The organism is Streptomyces sp. Je 1-79 (assembly GCF_025195125.1).
Taxonomy (GTDB): domain Bacteria; phylum Actinomycetota; class Actinomycetes; order Streptomycetales; family Streptomycetaceae; genus Streptomyces.
The window spans coordinates 38,730-62,002 of the sequence record NZ_JAMGSL010000010.1 but is presented as its reverse complement, the minus strand read 5'-3'; the positions used below and the strand labels follow the sequence as shown (position 1 = coordinate 62,002).

Genomic DNA, 23,273 nt, shown 5'->3' with positions numbered 1-23,273 from the left:
GGTCGACGATCTGGAGGGGGATCCATGACCGTGTCCGAAACCATCGCGAGCGCCGTGCCCGGTGCCGGAACCGACACCGGGGCGGGCGTCGCCCCGGCCGCCGCGGACCTCGGCTCCGAGGCCCTGCGGCCGCACGCCGAACACGCCTTCGCGGACGAACTGAAGGCGCTCGCCGCAGCCGACGACCGGCCGCGGCCCGCCCGTTGGCAGCTCTCGCCGTGGGCCGTCGCCACCTACCTCCTCGGCGGGACGCTCCCCGACGGGACGGTGATCACACCGAAGTACGTCGGACCGCGCCGCATCGTCGAGGTCGCCGTCACCACACTCGCCACCGACCGGGCGCTGCTGCTGCTCGGCGTGCCCGGCACCGCCAAGACCTGGGTCTCCGAGCACCTCGCCGCCGCCGTCAGCGGCGACTCCACGCTGCTGGTCCAGGGCACCGCCGGGACGCCCGAGGAGGCGATCCGGTACGGCTGGAACTACGCCAAGCTCCTTGCCCACGGCCCCAGTCGCGATGCGCTCGTGCCCAGCCCCGTCATGCGCGCCATGTCCGAGGGGCTGACCGCCCGCGTCGAGGAACTCACCCGCATCCCCGCCGACGTGCAGGACACGCTCATCACGATCCTGTCCGAGAAGACCCTGCCGATCCCGGAGTTGGGGCAGGAGGTCCAGGCGGTACGGGGCTTCAACCTCATCGCCACCGCCAACGACCGCGACCGCGGGGTCAACGACCTCTCCAGCGCGCTGCGCCGCCGCTTCAACACCGTTGTGCTTCCGCTGCCCGCCACCCCGGAGGCCGAGGTCGACATCGTCGCGCGCCGCGTCGACCAGATCGGCCGCTCGCTCGACCTGCCGGCCGTGCCGGAGGGCGTCGAGGAGATCCGTCGGGTCGTCACGGTCTTCCGCGAGCTGCGCGACGGGGTCACCACCGACGGGCGCACCAAGCTCAAGTCCCCTTCGGGGACGCTGTCCACGGCCGAGGCCATCTCCGTCGTCACCGGCGGCCTCGCGCTCTCCGCCCACTTCGGCGACGGCGTGCTGCGCCCCGCCGATGTCGCCGCCGGCATCCTCGGCGCGGTCGTCCGCGACCCGGCGGCGGACCGCGTCATCTGGCAGGAGTACCTGGAGACGGTCGTCCGGGAGAGAGACGGCTGGAAGGACTTCTACCGCGCCTGCCGCGAGGTGAGCGCATGACAGCGCCTCAGGCGGTCGTCGCGCCCACGCCCGTGACCACGGCCACGACGGCGGTAGTGCCTGGCGGAGTGACTCCCTCCGTCGCGGGGCCCGCCGGCCGGGCGGCCGGTCCGCTGTTCCTCGGCGTGCGGCATCACGGGCCCGGGTCCGCGCGGGCCGTGCGGGGGGCGCTCGACGCGAGGCGCCCGGCGGCCGTGCTGATCGAGGGGCCGCCCGAGGCCGACGCGATCCTCCCGCTCGCGGGGGACGAGGGGATGCGGCCGCCGGTCGCGCTGCTCGCCCACGCCGTGGACGACCCGGGCCGCGCCGCCTTCTGGCCCTTCGCGGAGTTCTCGCCCGAGTGGGTGGCGATCCGCTGGGCCCTCGCGCACGGCGCCGCCGTCCGCTTCATCGACCTCCCCGCCGCCCACACCCTCGCCGCCACGGACCCCACCTGGGGCGACGGTGAGGAGGACGAGGCCGACGAGGGGCTGCGGATCGACCCGATCGCCGAGCTCGCGGGTGCCGCCGGATACGACGACCCCGAGCGCTGGTGGGAGGACGTGGTCGAGCTGCGCGGCGCCGCCGACCCCGTGACCCCGTTCGAGGCGCTCGCCGAGGCCATGGGCGCCCTGCGCGAGACGTACGGGCACGGCGGCCACGCCCGTGACCTGGTCCGCGAGGCGTACATGCGCCTCCAGCTCCGCGCCGCCCGCAAGGAGTTCGGGGAGGACGTGGCCGTCGTCTGCGGCGCCTGGCACGTGCCCGCGCTGGACCGGAGGACGACCGCCACCGCCGACCGGGCCCTGCTCAAGGGACTGCCCAAGGTGAAGACCGAGACGACGTGGGTGCCCTGGACCCACCGCCGTCTCGCCCGCCGCTCCGGCTACGGCGCCGGCATCGACGCCCCCGGCTGGTACGGACACCTCTTCGCCGCCCCCGACCGTCCGATCGAACGCTGGATGACCAAGGTCGCGGGGCTGCTCAGAGCCGAGGACACGATGGTGTCCTCCGCCCATGTCATCGAGGCCGTGCGGCTCGCGGAGACCCTCGCGGCGATGCGCGGCAGGCCGCTGGCCGGACTCGGCGAGACCACCGACGCCGTACGGGCCGTGATGTGCGACGGCTCCGACGTCCCGCTCGACCTCGTGCGCGACCGCCTCGTCGTCGGCGACATCCTCGGCGAGGTCCCCGCCGCCGCCCCCGCCGTACCGCTTCAGCGTGATCTCACCCGCCTCCAGCGCGCCCTGCGCCTCAAGCCCGAGGCACAGGAGCGGGAGCTGGAACTCGATCTGCGCAAGGAGAACGACTCCACCCGCAGCCGGCTGCTGCACCGGCTGGGCCTGCTCGCCGTGGGCTGGGGCACACCCGTCGCGGGGCGCGGCAGCACCGGCACGTTCCGGGAGTCCTGGCGGCTGCGCTGGGAGCCCGAACTGCACGTCCGTATCGCCGAGGCCGGCGTCTGGGGCACCACCGTCGAATCCGCCGCCACCTCCAAGGCGGAGGCCCGCGCCCTGGAGGCCACCGCCCTCGCCGACGTCACCGCGCTCGCCGAGCAGTGCCTGCTCGGCGGCCTCGGCGCGGCCCTCCCCGTCGTCATGACGGCCCTCGCCGACCGCGCCGCGCTCGACACCGACGTCGCCCACCTCGCCCAGGCCCTCCCCGCGCTCGCCCGCTCCCTGCGCTACGGAGACGTACGCGCCACCGACACCGCCGCGCTCGGCGAGGTCGCTGCCGGGCTCGCCGAACGGATCTGTGTCGGTCTGCCCCCGGCCTGCACGGGGCTCGACACCGATGCCGCCACCGAGATGCGCGGCCATCTCGACGCCGTGCACGGCGCGCTCCAGCTGCTCCCCGACAGCGCGGAGCTGACCGGCCGGTGGGCCGGCGTCCTGCGCGGGCTCGCCTCCCGCGACAGCGTGGCCGGCACCCTCCGCGGCCGGGCCGCCCGGCTGCTCCTCGACGAGGGCCGCCTCGACGAGGGGGAGGCCGCGCGGCTTATGAGCCTGGCTCTCTCTCCGGGCGCCCCGCCCGCCGACGCCGCCGCCTGGATCGAGGGCTTCGTCGGCGGGGCCTCCGGGGGAGGCATGCTCCTCGTCCATGACGAACGGCTGCTCGCGCTGGTCGACACGTGGCTGACCGGTGTCACGGCGGACGCCTTCACCGACGTCCTGCCGCTGCTGCGCCGCACGTTCTCGGCGTACGAGCCCGGCGTGCGCCGCACCCTGGGGGAGCTGGTCGCCCGCGGCCCGTCCGCAGCGGGAGGCCGGGCGGAGGCCGGCACGCCCGGCTTCGGCACCGCCCTCGACGAGGAGCGGGCCGACGGGGTCCTCCCGGTGCTCGAGCTGATCCTGGGAGACATCGACATGGTGGGGGCGAACCGATGACCGACACGACGACCGGCACGACGGGCAGGACCGGTCCGACGGCTGCCACGACCGGCGCAACGGTCGGCGCAACGACCGGTCACACGACCACCGGCGCGACGGCCGGCGCGACGGCCGACACCGCGCACGGCGAGCGGCTGCGGCGTTGGCGCATGGTTCTCGGTGGCGGAGAGGCGGACGGCACCGGCTGTTCCCTCGCCGGTACGGACGCCGCCATGGACGGCGCGCTGTCCGCGCTCTACGGAGGCGGTACGAAGAAGACCGGGGCGAACGCCACCGGGCGCGACCGGTCCGCCGGTCTCGGCGCCTCCGCGCCCTCCGTCGCCCGCTGGCTCGGCGACATCAGGACGTACTTCCCCAGCTCCGTCGTCCAGGTCATGCAGCGCGACGCCATCGACCGTCTCGGGCTCTCCACCCTGCTGCTGGAGCCCGAGATGCTGGAGGCCGTCGAGGCCGACGTCCACCTCGTCGGCACGCTCCTCTCCCTCAACAAGGTCATGCCCGAGACGACCAAGGAGACGGCCAGGGCGGTCGTACACAAGGTCGTCGACGACCTCGAGAAGCGCCTCGCCACCCGGACCCGGGCCACTCTCACCGGCGCGCTCGACCGCTCGGCCCGGATCAGCCGCCCCCGGCACCGGGACATCGACTGGGACCGCACGATCCGCGCGAACCTCAAGAACTACCTGCCCGAGTACCGCACGGTCGTCCCCGAGCGGCTGATCGGCTACGGCAGGGCGGCCCAGTCGGTCAAGAAGGACGTCGTCCTCTGCATCGACCAGTCCGGCTCGATGGCCGCCTCGGTCGTCTACGCCTCCGTGTTCGGCGCGGTCCTCGCCTCCATGCGGTCGATCGCGACCCGGCTCGTCGTCTTCGACACGGCGGTCGTCGATCTGACCGACCAGCTCGACGACCCGGTGGACGTCCTCTTCGGCACCCAGCTCGGCGGCGGCACGGACATCAACCGGGCCCTCGCCTACTGCCAGTCACAGATCACCCGGCCGGCCGAGACCGTCGTCGTCCTCATCAGCGACCTCTACGAAGGGGGCATACGCGACGAGATGCTGAAGCGGGTCGCGGCGATGAAGGCGTCCGGCGTGCAGTTCGTCGCCCTGCTCGCACTCTCCGACGAGGGCGCCCCCGCCTACGACCGCGAGCACGCGGCGGCGCTCGCCGCGCTCGGCGCCCCCGCCTTCGCCTGCACCCCGGACCTCTTCCCCGAGGTGATGGCGGCGGCGATCGAGAAGCGGCCCCTGCCCGTGCCCGACACCGCACAAGGGCTGCGGAATCCGTAGCCGATCCGCCACCCGGGCGGGCGCGTCCGGGGACACTGAGGTCCATATCACATCAGGGTCCGCGCCCCCCTCACCTCGCGCCCAGGCGCGTCGTGAGGGCCCCACAGCCCTGTTCCCACCTGTGCCGGTGGCACCGGTGTCACCCTCGCGGTCCCCTACGGACCGCCCTGGTACCCCTACGATCTGTGACCCGTATCACCGCTCCGGTGTGACCTGCGATTTAGGGACCCACGGCATGCGGGGATAACCTGCGGGACGGACATGCCGCGTCCACGGACACCGTGTACGCCTCCCTTGTGACAGCGCAGTCACGTTGCCCTTCGCGGCACGCCCACGCAGACAACGAACCGCGATCATCAGAAAAGGGACGGACGCGCGTGGACCTGTTCGAGTACCAGGCGAGGGACCTCTTCGCCAAGCACGGTGTACCGGTGCTGGCCGGTGAAGTCATCGACACGCCTGAGGCGGCGCGCGAGGCCACCGAGCGTCTTGGCGGCAAGTCGGTCGTCAAGGCGCAGGTGAAGGTCGGCGGCCGCGGCAAGGCCGGCGGCGTCAAGCTGGCCGCCACCCCGGACGAGGCCGTCGCCCGCGCGACGGACATCCTCGGGATGGACATCAAGGGCCACACGGTCCACAAGGTGATGATCGCGGAGACCGCTCCGGAGATCCTCGAGGAGTACTACGTCTCGTACCTCCTCGACCGCACCAACCGCACCTTCCTCGCCATGGCCTCCGTGGCCGGTGGCATGGACATCGAGGAGGTCGCCGCGACGACCCCCGAGAAGCTCGCGAAGGTGCCGGTCAACGCCGTCGAGGGCGTCGACATCGAGAAGGCCCGCGAGATCGTGGCCCTGGCGCAGTTCCCGGCCGAGGTGGCCGAGAAGGTCGCCGAGGTCCTCGTGACCCTGTGGGACACCTTCGTCGCCGAGGACGCGCTCCTCGTCGAGGTGAACCCGCTGGCCAAGGTCGCCTCCGGCGACATCCTGGCGCTGGACGGCAAGGTGTCCCTGGACGCCAACGCCGACTTCCGTCAGCCCGAGCACGAGGCGCTCGAGGACAAGGACGCAGCCAACCCGCTCGAGGCTGCTGCCAAGGCCAAGGGCCTCAACTACGTCAAGCTGGACGGCGAGGTCGGCATCATCGGCAACGGCGCCGGCCTGGTCATGTCGACCCTGGACGTCGTCGCGTACGCCGGTGAGAACCACGGTGGCGTGAAGCCGGCCAACTTCCTCGACATCGGTGGCGGCGCCTCCGCCGAGGTCATGGCGAACGGCCTGGAGATCATCCTGGGCGACCCGGACGTCAAGTCCGTGTTCGTCAACGTCTTCGGTGGCATCACCGCCTGTGACGAGGTCGCCAACGGCATCGTCCAGGCGCTGGAGCTCCTCGCCTCCAAGGGCGAAGAGGTCACCAAGCCGCTGGTCGTGCGCCTCGACGGCAACAACGCGGAGCTGGGTCGCAAGATCCTGTCGGACGCGAACCACCCGCTCGTGCAGCGTGTGGACACCATGGACGGCGCGGCCGACAAGGCCGCCGAGCTCGCGGCTGCGAAGTAAGGGACGAGGTCAAGCACACCATGGCTATCTTCCTCACCAAGGACAGCAAGGTCATCGTCCAGGGCATGACCGGTGCCACGGGCATGAAGCACACCAAGCTCATGCTGGGTGACGGCACCAACATCGTCGGTGGCGTGAACCCGCGCAAGGCCGGCACGTCCGTCGACTTCGACGGCACCGAGGTCCCGGTCTTCGGCTCCGTCGCCGAGGCGATGGAGAAGACGGGCGCCAACGTCTCCGTCCTCTTCGTCCCGCCGGCCTTCGCCAAGGCCGCCGTGGTCGAGGCGATCGACGCCGAGATCCCGCTGGCCGTCGTCATCACCGAGGGCATCGCCGTCCACGACTCCGCCGCCTTCTGGGCGTACGCGCAGTCGAAGGGCAACAAGACCCGCATCATCGGCCCGAACTGCCCCGGTCTCATCACCCCGGGCCAGTCCAACGCCGGCATCATCCCGGGCGACATCACGAAGCCGGGCCGCATCGGCCTGGTCTCGAAGTCCGGCACGCTGACGTACCAGATGATGTACGAGCTCCGTGACATCGGCTTCTCGTCCGCCGTCGGCATCGGTGGCGACCCGGTCATCGGCACCACGCACATCGACGCCCTCGCGGCGTTCGAGGCCGACCCCGACACCGACCTGATCGTCATGATCGGCGAGATCGGCGGCGACGCCGAGGAGCGTGCGGCGGACTTCATCGCGAAGAACGTCACCAAGCCGGTCGTCGGCTACGTCGCGGGCTTCACCGCGCCCGAGGGCAAGACCATGGGCCACGCCGGCGCCATCGTCTCCGGCTCCTCCGGCACCGCCCAGGCGAAGAAGGAGGCCCTCGAGGCCGCCGGCGTCAAGGTCGGCAAGACGCCGACCGAGACCGCCAAGCTGGCGCGCGCGATCCTCGCGGGCTGAAGCGGAATCGTCTGAACCGCACAGGTGGGCCCCGCCCCCTCCCGGGAAACCGGGTGGGGGCGGGGCCCACGTGCGTGTGTACCGCCCGTCGGCGCGAGGCGCCTGCGGCCTAGTGCGGGTCGGGGATCAGGCGCTCCGGGCCGTGGTGGGGCTGGGAGCGGAGCTTGTCGTGCAGCTTCACGTCCTCCGGGGTGAGCTTCGGCGAGCCGCCGCGGACCGGGACGCCGTTGACCGTCTCGCCGGGGTGGTTCACCGGCAGGTACTGCGTCGGCGCGGTCGCGGCCGTCACGGCTGTCACGGCGATGAGCGCCGCCGTCACGCCGATCACCGCCCGCGTCCACAGCCGGCTACGGCGCTCGCTGCCGGCCCGTACGGCCCGGGGCTCCGCGATCGTCGTGGCCGGCGCCTCCGTGGCCAGCGCGCCCAGCCTTTGGTGGAGGGCGTCGGGGTCGGCGAGCTCGGGCACGCGCTGTCCGATGACGGTACGGGCGTGCAGCAGGCGGTTGGCGGCGGCGGGGGTGCTCGCCTCGGTCTCGGCCGCCGTGTCGGGCAGGTCGAGGCCGAGACCGTCGTAGAGCAGGACGGTACGGCGGTACGGCGGCGGCAGCTCCAGGAGCGCCGCGAGCAGCTCCCTGCGTCCCGGCTCGGTGGGCGGGGCGTCCGGGTGCTTGTGGCCGCGGCGCAGGCGGTGCCAGGGGGAGAGCGCGTACTCGTACGCCGCCGCCCGTACCCAGCCCACCGGGTCCCGGTCGACCGCGACCTCGGGCCAGTGCTCCCAGGCGTGGTGGAAGGCGTACTCGACGGACTCCCGGGACAGCCTGCGGCGGCCGGTGAGCAGGTACGTCTGGTGGACGAGTCCGGGCGCGGCGTGGGCGTAGAGGGCGTCGAAGGCCTGCTCAGGGGTGAGCGAGGGCTCCTGGTGCACCTCATGGCCCTCGTGCGCCACGTTCGCCTCGTCGGTCACACGGGTCATGTGCGCCATGTGCACCTCGTGGGCCTCGGGAGCGGCCTCCACGTCCTCGAAGGAGGGGGCGGAGGACAGCCCGGCCGGGGGCTGCTGGGGCTGCGGGGGTGCCTCCACGGGTTTCAGCTTCTCCAGGGGCTGGTGGGCGGCCGCGCCGCCCGCGCGGACGGTGCGGGGGGCCTTCTGACCGCCGCCGGTGCCACCGAGGCCGCCGAGGCCGCCGGTGCCGAGGCCGAGGGCGGAAGCCGCGGGGGCCTTGGGCGGTTTCGCCGCGCGCTTGGTCGCGGCCCTCGGCCGGGTGTTCGCGGTCGCCGGTCCCGCGCCCGTGAGGGGCGTGGCGGCGGACTTGGAGAGCGGGACGGGTTCCGGTGCCCGTGCGGGCTCCGGCTGCGACCCCGAAGACGGTGCGGAGGGCGTGGACTGCTCGTCGTACGCGCCGAGCAGCTTCGCGTACGCCTCCTGCTTGCGCCCTCGTGGCGAGGTGCGGCCGGTCTCCCAGGACCGGACCGTGGCAGGCGTGACGCCCATGGCCTCCGCGACCTGGTCCTCGCTCAGACCTCGGGCCTCGCGCAGTCTGCGCCGCTCCTTGGGGGAGGGCATGCTCCGGTTCATCGGCGACGACCTCCCGCAGTGCAGCTCCGGGCGGAAAAGTACATAAACGTATATTGAGCGACACAACGGGCTTTTGCCTGTTACGCGAGAAACGCGCGTGTCGTTGGCAGCATGGGCGCGTGACCCATCTGACCGAACGGCCCCCCTCGCTGCCTGCCGAAACAGCGGCCCACGGCGGCCGGTCCGCCGCTCTCGCGACCGCTTTCGTGCGCGGTGGGGTCGCGGCGGGGCTCGGACTCGGGGCCCTGGCGGTCCTGGTGACGGCCCTGTGGATCAGTTCGCCGTACCCCGACAGCGGCCCCGGCGGGGCCCTGCACGCGGCCGCCGGGCTGTGGCTGCTCGCCCACGGCGTGGACCTGATCCGCACGGAGACCCTCTCCGGGGTGCCCGCGCCCGTCGGGGTCGCGCCGATGCTGCTCATGGTCCTGCCCGGCTGGCTCGTGCACCGCGCCGCCCGGGACACGATGGAGCCGTACGCCGAGGGCCCGGCCCGGCCCGGGCCCTCGGCGAGCGCCACCGTGGCCGCGGTCTCCGGCGGGTATCTGCTGGTCGCGGCCGGGGCCGTGGCCTACGCGGCGAGCGGTCCGCTGCGCGCCGACCCGCTGAGCCTCGGTCTGTGGCTGCCCGGGGTGGTGGCCGCGGCGGCGGGGCTCGGTGTCTGGACGGCGGCCGGGCGGCCCCTGCCCGAGCAGGAGCAGGCGTCCGTGGCCCTGCGCTCGGCGGGCCGGGCCGTCGTGGTCCTGCTGGGCGGCGGGGCGGTGGTGTTCGGTGTCTCGCTGGTCTGGCACGCGGGCGCCGCGCAGGCGTCCTTCGCCGGGCTCGCGACCGACTGGTCGGGGCGCGTGTCGGTCCTGCTCCTGGCCGCCGCACTGGTGCCGAACGCGGCGGTCTGGGGTGCCTCCTACGGCCTCGGGCCCGGTTTCGCGCTCGGCGCGGGCGCTTCGGCGACCCCGCTGGGCCTCACCGGCACCGTGGCGGCCCCCTCCTTCCCGCTCCTGGCCGCCGTGCCCGCCCACGGCCCGGGCGGCTGGCCGCAGGGGGCCGCCGTGGCGGTCCCGTTCGTGGCGGCCGTGGTCCTCGGTGTCGGCGTGGGTCACTCCGCGCGGACCTGGACGGGCCGGGAGACGGCGCTCACGGCCCTGATCGGCGCCTGGGCGTGCGGGGCGGCGACGGTGCTGGCGGCGGCGGCCGCGGGGGGCCCGCTCGGTTCGGGCCGGCTGTCGGTGTTCGGCCCGGTGTGGTGGCAGACCAGCGCGGCGGCGGTGCTGTGGTGCGCGGCGGTGGGAGCGCCGGTGGCGCTGGGGGTACGGTCCTGGGCGCGGCGCGGCATGGAACCGAAGGAGTCCGAGCCGGTGACGACGGAGCCTCCGGCCGGGGCTGCCTCCGCCCCGGGCCCCGGCCCCGTCTCCGGACCGGCTCCCGCACCCGTGCCCGTACCTGCATCCGCGCCCCTCCTGCTCCCCGAGGAGGCTGAGCAGGACGACGACGATGACGATGCGGGGTACGAGTCGTACGACTTCCTTCCGGCGGCCTGGGAACCGGCCCTGCCGCCGCTGCCCTCGCTGCCCTCGCCCCCGCCCCTGGCGCCTTCGTCCCCGGCGCCCTCGCCCCCGGTGCCTGAAGGCGACACCACCTCGGGGGACACCTCGGGGCGCGCGGAGTCCGACGCGTAGGCGGGCGTGTGGCGGCGGGCCTACTCCCGTACGCCGAAGATCTCCCGCAGCGGCTCCGGCAGCAGATCGTTGCAGGCCAGCTGGCCCGACTGGGTCAGGGCGTCGTCGGCGCAGGTGTAGAAGTCCCGGTAGACCATCTGGATGGTGAAGCTGCCCGCGACGATCATGAGGGACAGCGCGGCGGCGACCAGGCCGCTCACCGCCGCCGTGCGCTGCGAGCGGGCCGCGACACGGGTGGCCCCCGCCTGGACGGGCGCCTGCGGGGCGGCCGGGGACGGGGCGGCCTGCGCCGGTGCCTGCTCAGGCCGGGGCGCCGGGGCCTTCGGCTTGCCTCGCAGCGCGCTGATCGCCCAGTACAGGGCCAGCGCGCCCAGGAGCAGCGCCAGCTCCTGGATCTCGAAGATCGCGAAGAAGAACGCCCACATGCCCGCGAGCAGCGCGTACCGCGCCCGCCGCTGCGCCGGGTCCGTGGGGTCCCACTTGGGGCCGGGCCCCTGGCCCTGGCCGTCAGGACCGCTGGGGCGCTCCGGGCGGCGGCCGAAGCCGTCGGAGGAGCGGCCGGGCTGGCGGCTGCTCCAGCGGCCCCGGCCACCGGAGCGGCCGGAACCGTCGGAGGATCCGGACGACCCGGACGACGTGTCGTCGCCCGAGCCCTCCGGCCGCCGCGGCTGCCACGGCTGGTCCGGCTGCCCCTCGGGCGGCGGCGCGAACGGATTGTTGTCGTCCGTGGACTGGCGTTCCGGCATCTGCTGAACGTCTTCCCTCTGTCGTCGCAACTGCTGTCTCAACTGCGGTTCGAACTACTGGCTCAACCACTGGTCCCGCTACGGGGCCGCTAGGGGCACGACTGTCGTCGCACCCGACGCTACCCCCCGGCCACGCCCCCGTCCCGTGGGGGCCGTCCCGTGTGCCGGTATCGTTGCTGACGGTCGGGCCCTTCGTAGGGTTCCCCGTATCCAGAGGCACGATTCGTTCGTGCGACCGTACAAACACCACGGAAAGAGTGACCCAGTGGCCGCCGCCCGCCTCGTCGTCCTGGTCTCCGGCTCCGGCACCAACCTTCAGGCCCTGCTCGACGCCATCGCCGCCGACCCCGAGGGGTACGGCGCCGAGATCGTCGCCGTCGGCGCCGACCGCACCGGCATCGCCGGTCTGGAGCGGGCCGAGCGCGCCGGACTCCCCACCTTCGTGTGCCGGGTGAAGGACCACGCGACCCGCGAGGAGTGGGACCGCGCCCTGACCGAGGCCACCGCGGCGTACGAGCCCGACCTCGTCGTGTCGGCCGGTTTCATGAAGATCGTCGGCAAGGAGTTCCTCGCCCGCTTCGGCGGCCGGGTCGTCAACACCCACCCGGCGCTTCTGCCCAGTTTCCCCGGTGCCCATGGAGTGCGGGACGCACTCGCGTACGGCGCGAAGGTCACCGGATGCACCGTCCACTTCGTCGACGACGGCGTCGACACCGGCCCGATCATCGCCCAGGGCGTGGTCGAGGTCCGGGACGAGGACGATGAAGCCGCTCTCCATGAGCGCATCAAGGAAGTCGAGCGTTCGCTGCTCGTCGAGGTCGTGGGGCGTCTGGCCCGGCACGGCTACCGCATTGAGGGACGAAAGGTAACAATCCCGTGACCGCCGAAGGTACGAAGCGCCCCATCCGCCGCGCACTCGTCAGCGTCTACGACAAGACCGGCCTTGAGGAGCTGGCCCGCGGCCTGCACGAGGCGGGTGTCGCCCTCGTCTCCACCGGCTCCACCGCCTCGAAGATCGCCGCGGCCGGCGTTCCGGTCACCAAGGTCGAGGAGCTCACCGGTTTCCCCGAGTGCCTGGACGGCCGGGTCAAGACGCTCCACCCGCGCGTGCACGCCGGCATCCTCGCCGACCTGCGCCTGGAGGACCACCGCAACCAGCTCGCCGAGCTGGGTGTCGAGCCCTTCGACCTGGTGGTCGTGAACCTGTACCCGTTCAAGGAGACCGTCGCCTCCGGCGCCACCCCCGACGAGTGCGTCGAGCAGATCGACATCGGCGGCCCGTCGATGGTCCGCGCCGCCGCCAAGAACCACCCGTCCGTGGCGGTCGTCACCAGCCCGGAGCGGTACGCCGACGTCCTCGCCGCGGCCCGTGAGGGCGGCTTCGAGCTCGCCACCCGCAAGCGTCTGGCGGCCGAGGCCTTCCAGCACACCGCCGCGTACGACGTGGCGGTCGCCTCCTGGTTCGCCGACGACTACGCCGCCGCGGACACCTCCGGCTTCCCCGACTTCCTGGGCGCCACCTACGAGCGCTCCGACGTGCTGCGCTACGGCGAGAACCCGCACCAGGGCGCGGCGCTCTACGTCGACGGCACCGGTGGCCTCGCCGAGGCCGAGCAGCTGCACGGCAAGGAGATGTCGTACAACAACTACACGGACACCGACGCCGCGCGCCGGGCCGCGTACGACCACACCGAGCCCTGCGTCGCGATCATCAAGCACGCCAACCCGTGCGGCATCGCCGTCGGTGCGGACGTCGCCGAGGCGCACCGCAAGGCGCACGCCTGTGACCCGCTGTCGGCGTTCGGCGGCGTGATCGCCGTCAACCGCCCGGTCTCCGTCGCGATGGCCGAGCAGGTCGCCGAGATCTTCACCGAGGTCGTCGTCGCCCCCGGTTACGAGGACGGCGCGGTCGAGATCCTCGCCAAGAAGAAGAACATCCGCGTCCTGCGGGCCGAGGGCGCCCCGGCCAACCCGGTCGAGGTCAAGCCGATCGACGGCGGCGCGCTCCTCCAGGTCACCGACCGCCTCCAGGCCGAGGGCGACGACCCGGCGAACTGGACCCTGGCGGCGGGCGACGCCCTGTCTGCGGAGGAGCTGGCCGAGCTCTCCTTCGCGTGGAAGGCCTGCCGCGCGGTCAAGTCCAACGCGATCCTGCTGGCCAAGGACGGCGCCTCGGTCGGCGTCGGCATGGGCCAGGTCAACCGCGTCGACTCCGCGAAGCTCGCGGTCGAGCGCGCGGGCGAGGAGCGGGCCCGCGGCTCGTACGCGGCCTCGGACGCCTTCTTCCCCTTCCCGGACGGCCTGGAGATCCTCACGGCGGCGGGCGTGAAGGCGGTCGTGCAGCCGGGCGGCTCGGTGCGGGACGAGCAGGTCGTCGAGGCGGCGAAGAAGGCCGGCGTGACGATGTACTTCACGGGCACGCGCCACTTCTTCCACTGAGCGGCGCCTGCCACTGAGCGGCGCATTCCGCTGAGCGGCGAACGGTGAACGGACGGCCCGCCGGTACGTGACGTACCGGCGGGCCGTCCGTTTCGGGCTGTGGGGCGGTCCGGAGCGCTCTGGTCTAATGGATTGCTCTTTTGTCGGCGGCTTGCAGGTGGGGGCGCGGTGTTGGATGTACAGAACGGGGTGGCGGAGACCGCCGCCCCGGAGACCGGTCGCGCCGGACCGCCGCGGAGCGGTCCCGCCGAGGCGCCCATGGGCCCGTACGCGCTCGTGGCGGGCGTGCTCTGCGCGCTCTACTTCCTCTACTCCTGGGTCCAGTACGCGCACTTCCGCACGCCCTCCTGGGACCTCGGGATCTTCAACCAGTCCGTCCGTGCCTACGCGGAGTTCCGGGCGCCGATCGTCGACATCAAGGGCCCCGGCTTCCTCATACTCGGGGACCACTTCAGTCCCGTGACCGCGCTCCTCGCGCCCCTGTACTGGATCTGGTCCTCCCCGCTGGCCCTCCTCTTCGCGCAGGCCGCGCTCTTCGCCGCCTCCGCCGTCGTCGTCGGGCGCACCGCCCAGCAGGTGCTCGGCAGCCGGGCCGCCGGCCTCGGGCTCACGGTCGCCTACGGCCTGTCCTGGGGCCTCCAGGAGGCGGTCAAGTCCGACTTCCACGAGATCGCCTTCGCCGTGCCGCTGCTCGCGCTGACCTGCCGCGCGCTGCTCCTCGGGCGCTGGACGGCGGCCGTCGCCTGGTCCGCGCCCCTGGTCCTCGTCAAGGAGGACATGGGGCTCACCGTCGCCATGGTGGGCGCCGTCCTCTTCCTGAAGGGACAGAAGCGCCTCGGCGCCTCTCTGGCCGCCTTCGGCGCCGCCTTCTTCGCGCTGACGGTCCTGGTCCTGATCCCGGCGGCGAGCCGGGTCGGCCAGTACGACTACTGGGCCAAGATCGAGAAGTCGAACGAGGGCGCCGACGTCTCCTTCGTCCAGGTGCTGCTCGGCTCGCTCGGTTCCGACGTGAAGTGGGAGATGGTCTTCTTCCTCGTCGGCATCACCGGCTTCCTGGCCCTGCGCTCCCCGCTGATGCTCCTCGTGCTGCCGACGCTCGGCTGGCGCTTCCTCTCCCAGGACCCGAACCACTGGGGGATGATCTGGCACTACAGCGCCCTCCTGATGCCGATCGTCTTCCTCGCGCTGGTCGACGCGGTCCGCGCCGTCCGCACCTCCCCGCGCGCGTGGCTCGTGGCGTACGGGAAGGTCGTCGTCCCGGTCGTCACGGCGATAGCGATCGTGACCGCCCTCGACCTGCCGCTGCGGGAGCTGCTGCGCTCGGAGACGTACCGCACCGACGCCCGGACGCTGGAGGCCCGGCGGGCCGTCGACGCGGTGCCGGAGGGGGCGAGCGTGGAGACGAACGTGACGCTCATGGCCCACCTGACCGCCGACCGCACGGTCTACTGGGTGGGCGGGGCGAAGGGCGTCAGCCCGGACTACCTCGCCCTCGACCTGGCCTCGGGCTGGTCCCAGCCGGTGACGGACCCGGTGCAGCTGGCGTCCCAGCTGCACCCGGAGGCGCGGTACGCGGTGTCGGCGCGGGAGGGACAGTTCGTGGTGCTGCGTCGCGTGTGACGTGTGCAAACGCGAGGGGCCCGGTTCCTGACGGAACCGGGCCCCTTCGGTATGGGTGGATCAGTACTGCGGCGTGTTGCGCTTGAACCAGGCCGCGCCGTCGGACTTGGCCAGGAAGACGATGATCAGGACGCCCATGACCAGGCTGATCAGGGCGAAGACGTTCGCGCTGATCAGGTTCACCACGCTGCCCGCCGTCACCAGCGAGCCGTACACGATGCCGGAGATGCGCAGACCGTTGCCGCCGGAACGGATCTTGGCGGCCGTCACGATCGCCCACACGCCGAAGGCGAGGGCGATGATGCCCACGACCACCATGACGCCGGTCATGACCGACGCGACGTCCTCGCCGTCGGAGCCGCTGAGCTCGCCGGAGCTGGCCATCTGGTCGGCGATCCAGCCGCCCGCGACGATCGCGAGGACGGCCATGAGGGCCTGCAGAATGCCGAGGATCCACAGCATCACGCGCGCTGCCTTGACGCCGCCGGGCATCTCCATCGTCGCTCCCGGGTAGCCGCCGGCGCCGTACGGCTGCTGGACCGGGGGAGCCTGCGGGTAGCCGTAGCCCGGCTGCTGTCCCTGCTGCTGGGGGTAGCCGTAGCCCGGCTGCTGGCCCTGCTGCTGGCCGTAGGGGTTGTTCGGGTCGCCGAAGCTCATCGCGGGATTCCTCCGTGGGTCTGTGCGGGGACGACGCGGCCCGCGACGGAGGAACTTTTCACAGATATGAGCGGTCTACCCCCCGGCACTGCCCGCGGCACTTCGCTGACATCGTCGTCGTACCCTCGACTTTTTGTCCAGTCGGTTCGCACGAGAGTTGTGCGAGTGCAACTTCTGCGCACGCTGCCGCGTCGTCGGCGCGGTCCGTGCGCAGGCGAATTGGAACAAGCGAGGGGTCATCCGGGAGGATGGGCCCATGAGCGCCCAGATTCTCGATGGCAAGGCCACCGCAGCCGCGATCAAGTCCGACCTGACCGCCCGCGTGGCGGCCCTGAAGGAGAAGGGCGTCTCGCCCGGCCTCGGCACGATCCTGGTCGGCGACGACCCGGGCAGCCAGAAGTACGTCGCGGGCAAGCACCGTGACTGCGCGCAGGTCGGCATCGCCTCCATCCAGCGCGAACTGCCCGCGACGGCCACGCAGGAGGAGATCGAGGCCGTCGTACGGGAGCTCAACGAGGACCCCGCCTGCACCGGGTACATCGTGCAGCTCCCGCTGCCCAAGGGCATCGACGAGAACCGTGTCCTGGAGCTGATGGACCCCGGCAAGGACGCGGACGGTCTGCACCCGACGAACCTGGGCCGTCTCGTACTGAACGAGCCGGCGCCGCTGCCCTGCACCCCCAACGGCATCATCACGCTGCTGCGCCGCCACGGCGTGGAGATCAACGGCGCGGAGGTCGTGGTCGTCGGCCGCGGTGTCACGATCGGCCGCCCGATGCCCCTGCTGCTGACCCGGCGCTCGGTGAACGCGACCGTGACGCAGTGCCACACCGGGACGCGCGACCTCGCGGCGCACCTGCGGCGCGCGGACATCATCGTCGCGGCGGCGGGCGTGCCGCACCTGATCAAGCCGGAGGACGTGAAGCCGGGCGCGGCCGTGCTGGACGTCGGCGTCTCGCGCGACGGCGAGGGCAAGATCGTCGGCGACGTGCACCCGGGGGTGAACGAGGTCGCGGGCTGGATCTCCCCGAACCCGGGCGGCGTGGGCCCGATGACGCGTGCGCAGCTTCTCGTCAACGTCGTCGAGGCCGCGGAGCGCGCGGCCACGGCGCTCTGACGATGACGTCGCAGGTGAAGGGCGGCGACACGTCGGACGCGGAGGACGCCTCGGGCGCGGCCTCGGTGTCCGTCCCGGGCGACGCCTCCGCGGCCTCGGTGTCCGTCCCGGAAGCCGCCCCCGCGGCGGAGGGCCTCGGCGGCGCGGCGTCCGACGTGCCGGGCGACGCCCCTGCGGCGGAGGACCTGGACGCGGCGCCCCACGCACCGGGCGACACCTCGGAACCCGGCGGGTCCGACGCCGGGCCCGGCGTCGCCCCGGGTGACGCCTCCGGGCGTTCGCGGCGGCCCCCGGCGCTCACGACCGACACGGCACGGCCCGAAGGCGGCGGGCGGGCCGCGGCCGGCGACGCTTCGGCGCCCGCGCGCCAGTGGCCGCTGCTGACCGTGCTCGGGATCGCCGCGCTGGGGCTGCTGGTCGTCGGTACGGACCTCTTCGCGCAGTCGTTCCGGGTCGGGACGATCCTCGTCGGGATCGCGCTGCTGACCGGCGCGGGGCTGCGGCGCGCGCTGCCGTCCGTCGGCATGCTCGCCGTACGGTCGCGGTTCACCGACATGGTGACGTACGGCGTCATGGGCGGGCTCATCGTGCTGCTCGCGCTCATGGCCCAGCCGTCTCCGTGGCTGAAAATCCCGTTCCTGGAGGACATCCTCCATCTGACGATCACCTGATCGCACCGGTAGTTCCGGCGGACCACGCCGGCGCGGAGAAGTCGAGAACGAGACGTCGCCCGCCGACCGAAACGGCGCCCGTCCTCTCCCCCGAGGGAGGACGGGCGCCGTTCCCTTTGAGGGTCATGTACGCGCCAACGTGGTTCAAGTGCCGCCAGGGGCTTGTGGCACGGAAGTGACCATTCCGCTACTCCGTCACGCCCCGGGGCGCCCGCCCGATACGCCCGCGCCCGTGTGCCCACGCCCCGGGAACTGTCATCCTGGCCCGAGCATCCTTCCGAGTGTCATCAAGGTGACGAGGGGGAACCGCGCATGGCCGGCTGGAAGGCGCTTCCGGGCGAACTCGACCCACCCGTACGGGACTTCGTCGGCCACTTACGGCGCCTCGTCGACCGCAGCGGGCTGAGCGTCGCCGCCGTGGCCGACCGCACCGGCCACAGCAGGGCCTCCTGGGAGCGGTATCTCGACGGACGGCTCCTCGCGCCCAGGGGAGCGGTCGCCGCCCTCGCGGAGGTGACCGGTGCCGACGCCGGCCGTCTCGCGGCGATGCGGGAGCTCGCCGAAGGGGCCTGGAGCCGCGCCGAACCGCGCCACGAGCCGACCACGGAAACCCTGCGGATCGCGCGTGCCCGCGCCGCCCCCGACACGAACGCCTCGACGGAGACCAGCGGCACCGGCAGCCCCAGCGGCGCGCATACGAGCCCTGCCCCGCCACGCCGTACGGACGCGGTCCCGCCACGCCGTACGGGCTCCGCCCCCGCGGGGCCGGCGGACCGGCCGCCGCCTGCTCCCGTACCGCCCCGACGCCGCGCCGCCCTGGTCCTCGTCGGGATCGTCGGCGCCCTGCTCGTCGTCGTCGCCGCCGTCCTCCTCGCCGACCTCGGCGGCGCCACCGACCGCCCGGGCCGGGCGGGGGCGGGTCCCTCCACCACGGTGCCCGGTACCGCGCCGAGCGCGACGCTCCCCGCGGGAGTGAAATGCACGGGCGCCGGCTGCACGGGCCAGGACCCGGAGACCATGGGGTGCGGCGGCACGTTCGCGACCACCGTCTCCCGCACCCCGATCGGTGCCGCCGGTCTGCTGGAGGTCCGGCACAGCAGGACCTGCGCGGCCGCCTGGGCCCGCGTCACCGGGGCCGCACCCGGCGACGTCCTCCGCGTCTCCGCGAAAGGGGCCGGTGGGGGCGCCGATGGGGAGACCGGCACCGTCCAGGACGCCACCGTGGGCGCCGACTCCGACGCGTACAGCCCGATGGTCGCCGTGGCGGAGGGGACGGACGTGACCGTGTGCGTGACACCGAGGAGCGGTGCGCGGGTGTGCACCGGCGGCCGCTGACCCCGGTCGGGTGGCAGTGAGCCGGACCACAAGGGGGTGGGGGATGGACGGGTCCCGGGTCGGATAGCCTGACCGCTGGATATCTCTTCACGTCGAGACACCGATCGATCAAGAGAGCTATCCCGCACCAGGGGCAGGGACCCCCACCGCCAGCTGTCTTACGGAGATCGCCATGACCCGCACTCCCGTGAATGTCACCGTCACCGGCGCGGCCGGCCAGATCGGCTACGCGCTGCTCTTCCGCATCGCCTCCGGCCACCTGCTCGGCGCGGACGTGCCGGTCAAGCTGCGCCTCCTCGAGATCCCGCAGGGCGTCAAGGCCGCCGAGGGCACCGCCATGGAGCTCGACGACTGCGCCTTCCCGCTGCTCAAGGGCATCGACATCTTCGACGACCCGACCCAGGGCTTCGAGGGTGCGAACGTGGCCCTGCTCGTCGGCGCCCGCCCCCGCACCAAGGGCATGGAGCGCGGCGACCTGCTCGCCGCCAACGGCGGCATCTTCAAGCCGCAGGGCAAGGCCATCAACGACCACGCCGCGGACGACATCAAGGTCCTCGTCGTCGGCAACCCGGCCAACACCAACGCCCTGATCGCCCAGGCGGCGGCCCCGGACGTCCCGGCCGAGCGCTTCACCGCGATGACCCGCCTGGACCACAACCGCGCGCTCTCGCAGCTGGCGGCCAAGACCGGCGCGTCCGTCGAGGACATCAAGCGCCTCACCATCTGGGGCAACCACTCGGCGACCCAGTACCCGGACATCTTCCACGCGGAGATCGCCGGCAAGAACGCCGCCGAGGTCGTCAACGACGAGGCGTGGCTGGCGGACACCTTCATCCCGACCGTCGCCAAGCGCGGCGCCGCGATCATCGAGGCCCGTGGCGCGTCCTCGGCCGCCTCCGCCGCCAACGCCGCCATCGACCACGTCCACACCTGGGTCAACGGCACCGCCGCGGGCGACTGGACCTCCATGGGCATCCCGTCGGACGGCTCCTACGGCGTCCCGGAGGGCCTGATCTCCTCCTTCCCCGTCACCTGCAAGGACGGCAAGTACGAGATCGTCCAGGGCCTGGACATCAACGAGTTCTCCCGCGCCCGCATCGACGCCTCGGTGCAGGAGCTGGCGGAGGAGCGCGACGCCGTCCGCGAGCTCGGCCTCATCTGAGACCGCCCGCGCGCGCCGATGCGCTGACGCATCCACGCACCGACGACCGCCCCCGGCCTCACCGGCCGGGGGCGGTCGTCGTTCGGCTCCCCTCCCGAACTACGGAAGCTCGCGCGCAAGTTCCCCTGCCAGCCCGGCCACGCCCTTCAAGGTCCGCAGCAACAGCCCGTGCCCGAAGGTGATCCGGGTCGCGCCCAGCCGCCCCAGCTCCGCGAACGACGGGCCGCCGGGCACGGCGAGGACGTTCACCGGGACGTCGATCTCGGCGCGCAGCAGCGGGAGATGGGCCGCGGGCGCCATGATCGGGTAGACGCAGTCCGCGCCCGCCTCCGCGTAGAGCCGCGCCCGTTCGACCGCTGCGGACACGTCGTCCACCCCGCGTACGTAGGTGTCCACGCGCGCGTTGACGAAGAGCCCGGACCCGGCCTCCGCCCGTACCGCCGCCAGCCGGTCGGCCTGCTCCCGGGGGTCCTTGAGCCCGCCGGACCGGCGGCCGTCCTCCAGGTTCACCCCGGCCGCGCCGGTCTCCAGGGCCCGCTCCACGAGTTCCTCGGGCGCGAGGCCGTAGCCGTCCTCCAGATCGGCCGTCACCGGTACGGAGACGGCCCGGGCGATCCTCGCCACGGCCGCGAACATCTCCGCGGCCGGGGTCTCGCCGTCCTCGTAGCCGAGGGAGGCGGCGATCCCGGCGCTGGGTGTGGCCAGCGTCGGGAACCCGGCCTCCTCGAAGACCCGGGCGGAGGCGGCGTCCCACGGGCCCGGGACGATCAGCGGCGCCCCACCGGCCCGCACGGCGTGCAGAGCGCGCAACGCGTCGGCGGGCGACGTGTGTCCGTGCGACGTGTGTCCCGGCGACGTGTGGCCGCGTGACGTGTGTCCAGGCTCCGTGTGTCCCGGCGACGTGTGGCCGGGCAACGTGCGGGCGGGGCCGTCCGGGGTCACTTCTTGTGCTGCCCGGGGGCGTAGTGACCGGGCGTCAGGCGGGTGGTGACGCCGATCCGGTTCCACGCGTTGATCACGGTGATGGCGCCGATGACCCGGGCGAGTTCCGTCTCGTCGAAGTGGGCGGCGGCCTTCGCGTAGACCTCGTCGGGGACGAAGCCGTCGGTGAGGACGGTGACGGCCTCGGTCAGCGCGAGCGCGGCGAGTTCGCGCTCGGTGTAGAAGTGCCGCGACTCCTCCCAGGCGGACAGCTGGACGATCCGCTGGACCGACTCGCCGGCCGCGAGCGCGTCCTTGGTGTGCATGTCGAGGCAGAACGCGCAGTGGTTGATCTGCGAGGCCCGGATCTTGATCAGCTCGTAGAGGGTGGGGTCGATGTCCTTCGCCGTGGCCTGCTCGAGCCGCTGCATCGCCCGGTAGAACTCCGGAACGCGCTCGGCGAGGTTGAGGCGGGGGCCGTGCTCGGTGGCGTGCGGGGCGGTGGTCTGCGCGTGGTCATGGGTCGTGGTCGTCATGCTTCTCACCGTACGAACTCGATGGCGCAGGAGTATGGTCCATTTCCATGGCGGAAGACTGGGCCACTTTCGGGGCCGACCTCCATCTGGACCTACGTGGACCCGGCCTGCGTACGGGGCTGATGAGCGCCCTGCGGGAGGCGGTGCGCAGCGGGCGTCTGGAGGCGGGCGTACGGCTGCCGTCCTCCCGCTCGCTCGCCGCGGACCTGGGGATCGCCCGCAACACCGTCGCCGACGCCTATGCCGAGCTGGTCGCCGAGGGCTGGCTGACCGCCCGGCAGGGCTCCGGGACCCGGGTCGCCCGCCGGGCCGTGCCGCGGCGGCCGGCCGCGTCGGGTGTCCGGCCCACGGCGGCTGCCCGGCGGGACGCGGCACGGCCGGCGTACAGCCTGAAGCCGGGCATGCCGGACCTCGCGTCCTTCCCGCGCGCCGAATGGCTAAAGGCCTCCCGGCGCGCCCTGACGGCCGCGCCCCACGAGGCCTTCGGCTACGGCGATCCGCGCGGCCGGATCGAACTGCGCACCGTGCTCGCCGAGTACCTCGCGCGGGCGCGGGGCGTCCACGCGCGGCCCGAACGGATCGTGATCTGCTCGGGGTTCGTGCACGGGCTGATGCTGATGGCACAGGTGCTGCGCGCGCGGAAGGTCCGGGAGGTGGCGGTCGAGTCCTACGGCCTCGACGTGCACTGGGAGCTGCTGACCCGCGCCGGGCTGCGGCTCCCCGCGCTGCCCTTCGACGAACTCGGCACCCGGACCCAGGGGTTGCCCGGGATGAAGGGTGTGGGGGCGGTGCTGATGACGGCCGCCCACCAGTTCCCCCTCGGCGGCGCGCTCCACCCCGACCGGCGGGCGGCGGTGATCGACTGGGCCCGGTCCTCGGGCGGGCTGGTCCTGGAGGACGACTACGACGGGGAGTTCCGTTACGACCGCCAGCCCGTCGGCGCGCTCCAGGGCCTCGACCCCGAGCGGGTCGTGTACATGGGCACCTCCAGCAAGTCCCTGGCGCCCGGTCTGCGGCTGGCGTGGATGGTCGTGCCGGAGAGCCTGGTGGACGAGGTGGTCGCGGAGAAGGGGCAGGTCGACTGGGTGTCCAGTTCGCTGGAGCAGCTCACCTTCGCGGAGTTCCTCGACTCGGGGGCGTACGACCGTCATGTACGGGCGATGAGGCTGCGCTACCGGCGGCGCCGCGACGAGCTGGTGGCGGCGGTCGCCGCGCACTCCCCGGAGACCCGGGTGAGCGGCATCGCGGCCGGCCTCCACGCGGTCCTTCGACTGCCGCCGGGCCAGGAACGGGCGGTCCTGCGCTCGGCCGCCTGGCAGGGCCTCGCCCTCCGCGGCCTCGACCGCTTCCGCCACCCGGACGTCCCGCCGACCCAGGACGGCCTGGTGGTCGGCTACGCGACCCCGCCGGACAGCGGCTGGTCGGGCGCGCTGGCGGCGCTGTGCCGCGTCCTGCCGTGACGGGGCGGCAGGTGGGCCGTGCCGTGGCGGGGCGGGGGCGCGTC

The 23,273-nt window shown here is 73.2% G+C and carries 19 protein-coding genes; 14 read left to right on the top strand and 5 right to left on the bottom strand.

Annotated elements, in window-relative coordinates:
* Positions 1–24 precede the first annotated feature (24 nt).
* The 5 genes from M5362_RS21480 (at position 25) to sucD (ending at position 7,316) form a co-directional block, all read left to right on the top strand.
* On the top strand, positions 25–1,194 hold the full coding sequence (locus M5362_RS21480) for an AAA family ATPase (protein ID WP_260229320.1): 1,170 nt from the start codon (positions 25–27) through the stop codon (positions 1,192–1,194).
* Positions 1,191–3,560, top strand: a complete 2,370-nt coding sequence (locus tag M5362_RS21475) for a DUF5682 family protein (protein WP_260229319.1) — start codon at positions 1,191–1,193, stop codon at positions 3,558–3,560. The genes M5362_RS21480 and M5362_RS21475 overlap by 4 nt, the downstream gene beginning before the upstream one ends.
* A 152-nt stretch (positions 3,561–3,712) precedes the next feature.
* Positions 3,713–4,855 carry a VWA domain-containing protein gene (locus tag M5362_RS21470; RefSeq protein WP_260229554.1) on the top strand — a complete coding sequence of 381 codons (1,143 nt, stop codon included), beginning with the start codon at positions 3,713–3,715 and terminating at the stop codon, positions 4,853–4,855.
* 377 nt (positions 4,856–5,232) lie between these two features.
* Positions 5,233–6,411: an ADP-forming succinate--CoA ligase subunit beta gene (gene sucC / locus M5362_RS21465; RefSeq protein ID WP_260229317.1), complete on the top strand. Its 1,179-nt coding sequence runs from the start codon at positions 5,233–5,235 to the stop codon at positions 6,409–6,411.
* A 20-nt stretch (positions 6,412–6,431) separates the two neighbouring features.
* Positions 6,432–7,316: a succinate--CoA ligase subunit alpha gene (sucD, locus tag M5362_RS21460; RefSeq protein WP_260229316.1), complete on the top strand. Its 885-nt coding sequence runs from the start codon at positions 6,432–6,434 to the stop codon at positions 7,314–7,316.
* Positions 7,317–7,425: 109 nt separating this feature from the next.
* On the opposite strand, the gene M5362_RS21455 is transcribed toward sucD, so the two are convergent.
* The gene (locus tag M5362_RS21455) at positions 7,426–8,880 is read right to left on the bottom strand and encodes a helix-turn-helix domain-containing protein (RefSeq protein WP_260229315.1); all 1,455 of its coding nucleotides are present in this window, start codon (positions 8,878–8,880) and stop codon (positions 7,426–7,428) included.
* Between the two features lie 131 nt (positions 8,881–9,011).
* Here M5362_RS21455 and M5362_RS21450 point away from each other — a divergent pair, with 131 nt between their 5' ends.
* A complete protein-coding gene (locus tag M5362_RS21450; protein ID WP_260229313.1) occupies positions 9,012–10,565 on the top strand; it encodes a DUF6350 family protein in 1,554 nt (517 codons plus the stop codon).
* Between the two features lie 20 nt (positions 10,566–10,585).
* Here the strand turns inward: M5362_RS21450 and M5362_RS21445 are convergent, their stop codons facing one another.
* Positions 10,586–11,311: a hypothetical protein gene (locus M5362_RS21445; RefSeq protein ID WP_260229312.1), complete on the bottom strand. Its 726-nt coding sequence runs from the start codon at positions 11,309–11,311 to the stop codon at positions 10,586–10,588.
* A gap of 265 nt (positions 11,312–11,576) precedes the next feature.
* Between M5362_RS21445 and purN the strand changes: the two genes are divergently transcribed.
* From purN to M5362_RS21430, 3 genes are all read left to right on the top strand, one after another.
* Complete coding sequence (purN, locus tag M5362_RS21440) at positions 11,577–12,191, top strand: phosphoribosylglycinamide formyltransferase (RefSeq protein ID WP_260229310.1); 615 nt, start codon at positions 11,577–11,579, stop codon at positions 12,189–12,191.
* Entirely contained in the window at positions 12,188–13,750 is a 1,563-nt protein-coding gene (purH, locus tag M5362_RS21435) for a bifunctional phosphoribosylaminoimidazolecarboxamide formyltransferase/IMP cyclohydrolase (RefSeq protein WP_260229309.1), read from the top strand. Before purN ends, purH begins: the two co-directional genes overlap by 4 nt.
* A 168-nt stretch (positions 13,751–13,918) precedes the next feature.
* Positions 13,919–15,370, top strand: coding sequence for a DUF2079 domain-containing protein (locus M5362_RS21430; RefSeq protein ID WP_260229308.1), 1,452 nt, complete (start codon positions 13,919–13,921; stop codon positions 15,368–15,370).
* A gap of 60 nt (positions 15,371–15,430) precedes the next feature.
* Here M5362_RS21430 and M5362_RS21425 read toward each other — a convergent pair whose 3' ends face one another.
* Positions 15,431–16,027 (bottom strand): hypothetical protein, encoded by a 597-nt coding sequence (locus tag M5362_RS21425; protein WP_260229307.1) that lies wholly within the window; start codon positions 16,025–16,027, stop codon positions 15,431–15,433.
* A gap of 256 nt (positions 16,028–16,283) precedes the next feature.
* Between M5362_RS21425 and M5362_RS21420 the strand changes: the two genes are divergently transcribed.
* The 4 genes from M5362_RS21420 (at position 16,284) to M5362_RS21405 (ending at position 20,312) form a co-directional block, all read left to right on the top strand.
* Positions 16,284–17,144: a bifunctional methylenetetrahydrofolate dehydrogenase/methenyltetrahydrofolate cyclohydrolase gene (locus tag M5362_RS21420; protein WP_260229306.1), complete on the top strand. Its 861-nt coding sequence runs from the start codon at positions 16,284–16,286 to the stop codon at positions 17,142–17,144.
* A gap of 2 nt (positions 17,145–17,146) precedes the next feature.
* Positions 17,147–17,815 (top strand): DUF3017 domain-containing protein, encoded by a 669-nt coding sequence (locus M5362_RS21415; protein WP_260229305.1) that lies wholly within the window; start codon positions 17,147–17,149, stop codon positions 17,813–17,815.
* Between the two features lie 312 nt (positions 17,816–18,127).
* A complete protein-coding gene (locus M5362_RS21410) occupies positions 18,128–19,150 on the top strand; it encodes an XRE family transcriptional regulator (RefSeq protein WP_260229304.1) in 1,023 nt (340 codons plus the stop codon).
* A gap of 172 nt (positions 19,151–19,322) precedes the next feature.
* Positions 19,323–20,312, top strand: a complete 990-nt coding sequence (locus M5362_RS21405) for a malate dehydrogenase (RefSeq protein ID WP_260229303.1) — start codon at positions 19,323–19,325, stop codon at positions 20,310–20,312.
* Positions 20,313–20,411: 99 nt separating this feature from the next.
* Here the strand turns inward: M5362_RS21405 and M5362_RS21400 are convergent, their stop codons facing one another.
* Together M5362_RS21400 and M5362_RS21395 are read right to left on the bottom strand one after the other, a co-directional pair.
* Positions 20,412–21,122, bottom strand: a complete 711-nt coding sequence (locus tag M5362_RS21400; RefSeq protein WP_260229301.1) for an isocitrate lyase/phosphoenolpyruvate mutase family protein — start codon at positions 21,120–21,122, stop codon at positions 20,412–20,414.
* 128 nt (positions 21,123–21,250) lie between these two features.
* The gene (locus tag M5362_RS21395; RefSeq protein WP_260229299.1) at positions 21,251–21,769 is read right to left on the bottom strand and encodes a carboxymuconolactone decarboxylase family protein; all 519 of its coding nucleotides are present in this window, start codon (positions 21,767–21,769) and stop codon (positions 21,251–21,253) included.
* A 47-nt stretch (positions 21,770–21,816) separates the two neighbouring features.
* Here M5362_RS21395 and M5362_RS21390 point away from each other — a divergent pair, with 47 nt between their 5' ends.
* Positions 21,817–23,229 (top strand): PLP-dependent aminotransferase family protein, encoded by a 1,413-nt coding sequence (locus tag M5362_RS21390; RefSeq protein ID WP_260229298.1) that lies wholly within the window; start codon positions 21,817–21,819, stop codon positions 23,227–23,229.
* Positions 23,230–23,273: the final 44 nt, after the last annotated feature.

Coding starts and splice junctions, on each gene's coding strand:
- M5362_RS21455 (WP_260229315.1), bottom strand. CDS start 8,880: ATGCCCTCCCCCAAGGAGCGGCGCAGACTGCGCGAGGCCCGAGGTCTG.
- M5362_RS21415 (WP_260229305.1), top strand. CDS start 17,147: ATGACGTCGCAGGTGAAGGGCGGCGACACGTCGGACGCGGAGGACGCC.
- M5362_RS21480 (WP_260229320.1), top strand. CDS start 25: ATGACCGTGTCCGAAACCATCGCGAGCGCCGTGCCCGGTGCCGGAACC.
- M5362_RS21445 (WP_260229312.1), bottom strand. CDS start 11,311: ATGCCGGAACGCCAGTCCACGGACGACAACAATCCGTTCGCGCCGCCG.
- M5362_RS21420 (WP_260229306.1), top strand. CDS start 16,284: ATGAGCGCCCAGATTCTCGATGGCAAGGCCACCGCAGCCGCGATCAAG.
- sucD (WP_260229316.1), top strand. CDS start 6,432: ATGGCTATCTTCCTCACCAAGGACAGCAAGGTCATCGTCCAGGGCATG.
- M5362_RS21405 (WP_260229303.1), top strand. CDS start 19,323: ATGACCCGCACTCCCGTGAATGTCACCGTCACCGGCGCGGCCGGCCAG.
- M5362_RS21475 (WP_260229319.1), top strand. CDS start 1,191: ATGACAGCGCCTCAGGCGGTCGTCGCGCCCACGCCCGTGACCACGGCC.
- M5362_RS21410 (WP_260229304.1), top strand. CDS start 18,128: ATGGCCGGCTGGAAGGCGCTTCCGGGCGAACTCGACCCACCCGTACGG.
- M5362_RS21395 (WP_260229299.1), bottom strand. CDS start 21,769: ATGACGACCACGACCCATGACCACGCGCAGACCACCGCCCCGCACGCC.
- M5362_RS21470 (WP_260229554.1), top strand. CDS start 3,713: ATGGTTCTCGGTGGCGGAGAGGCGGACGGCACCGGCTGTTCCCTCGCC.
- M5362_RS21425 (WP_260229307.1), bottom strand. CDS start 16,027: ATGAGCTTCGGCGACCCGAACAACCCCTACGGCCAGCAGCAGGGCCAG.
- M5362_RS21390 (WP_260229298.1), top strand. CDS start 21,817: ATGGCGGAAGACTGGGCCACTTTCGGGGCCGACCTCCATCTGGACCTA.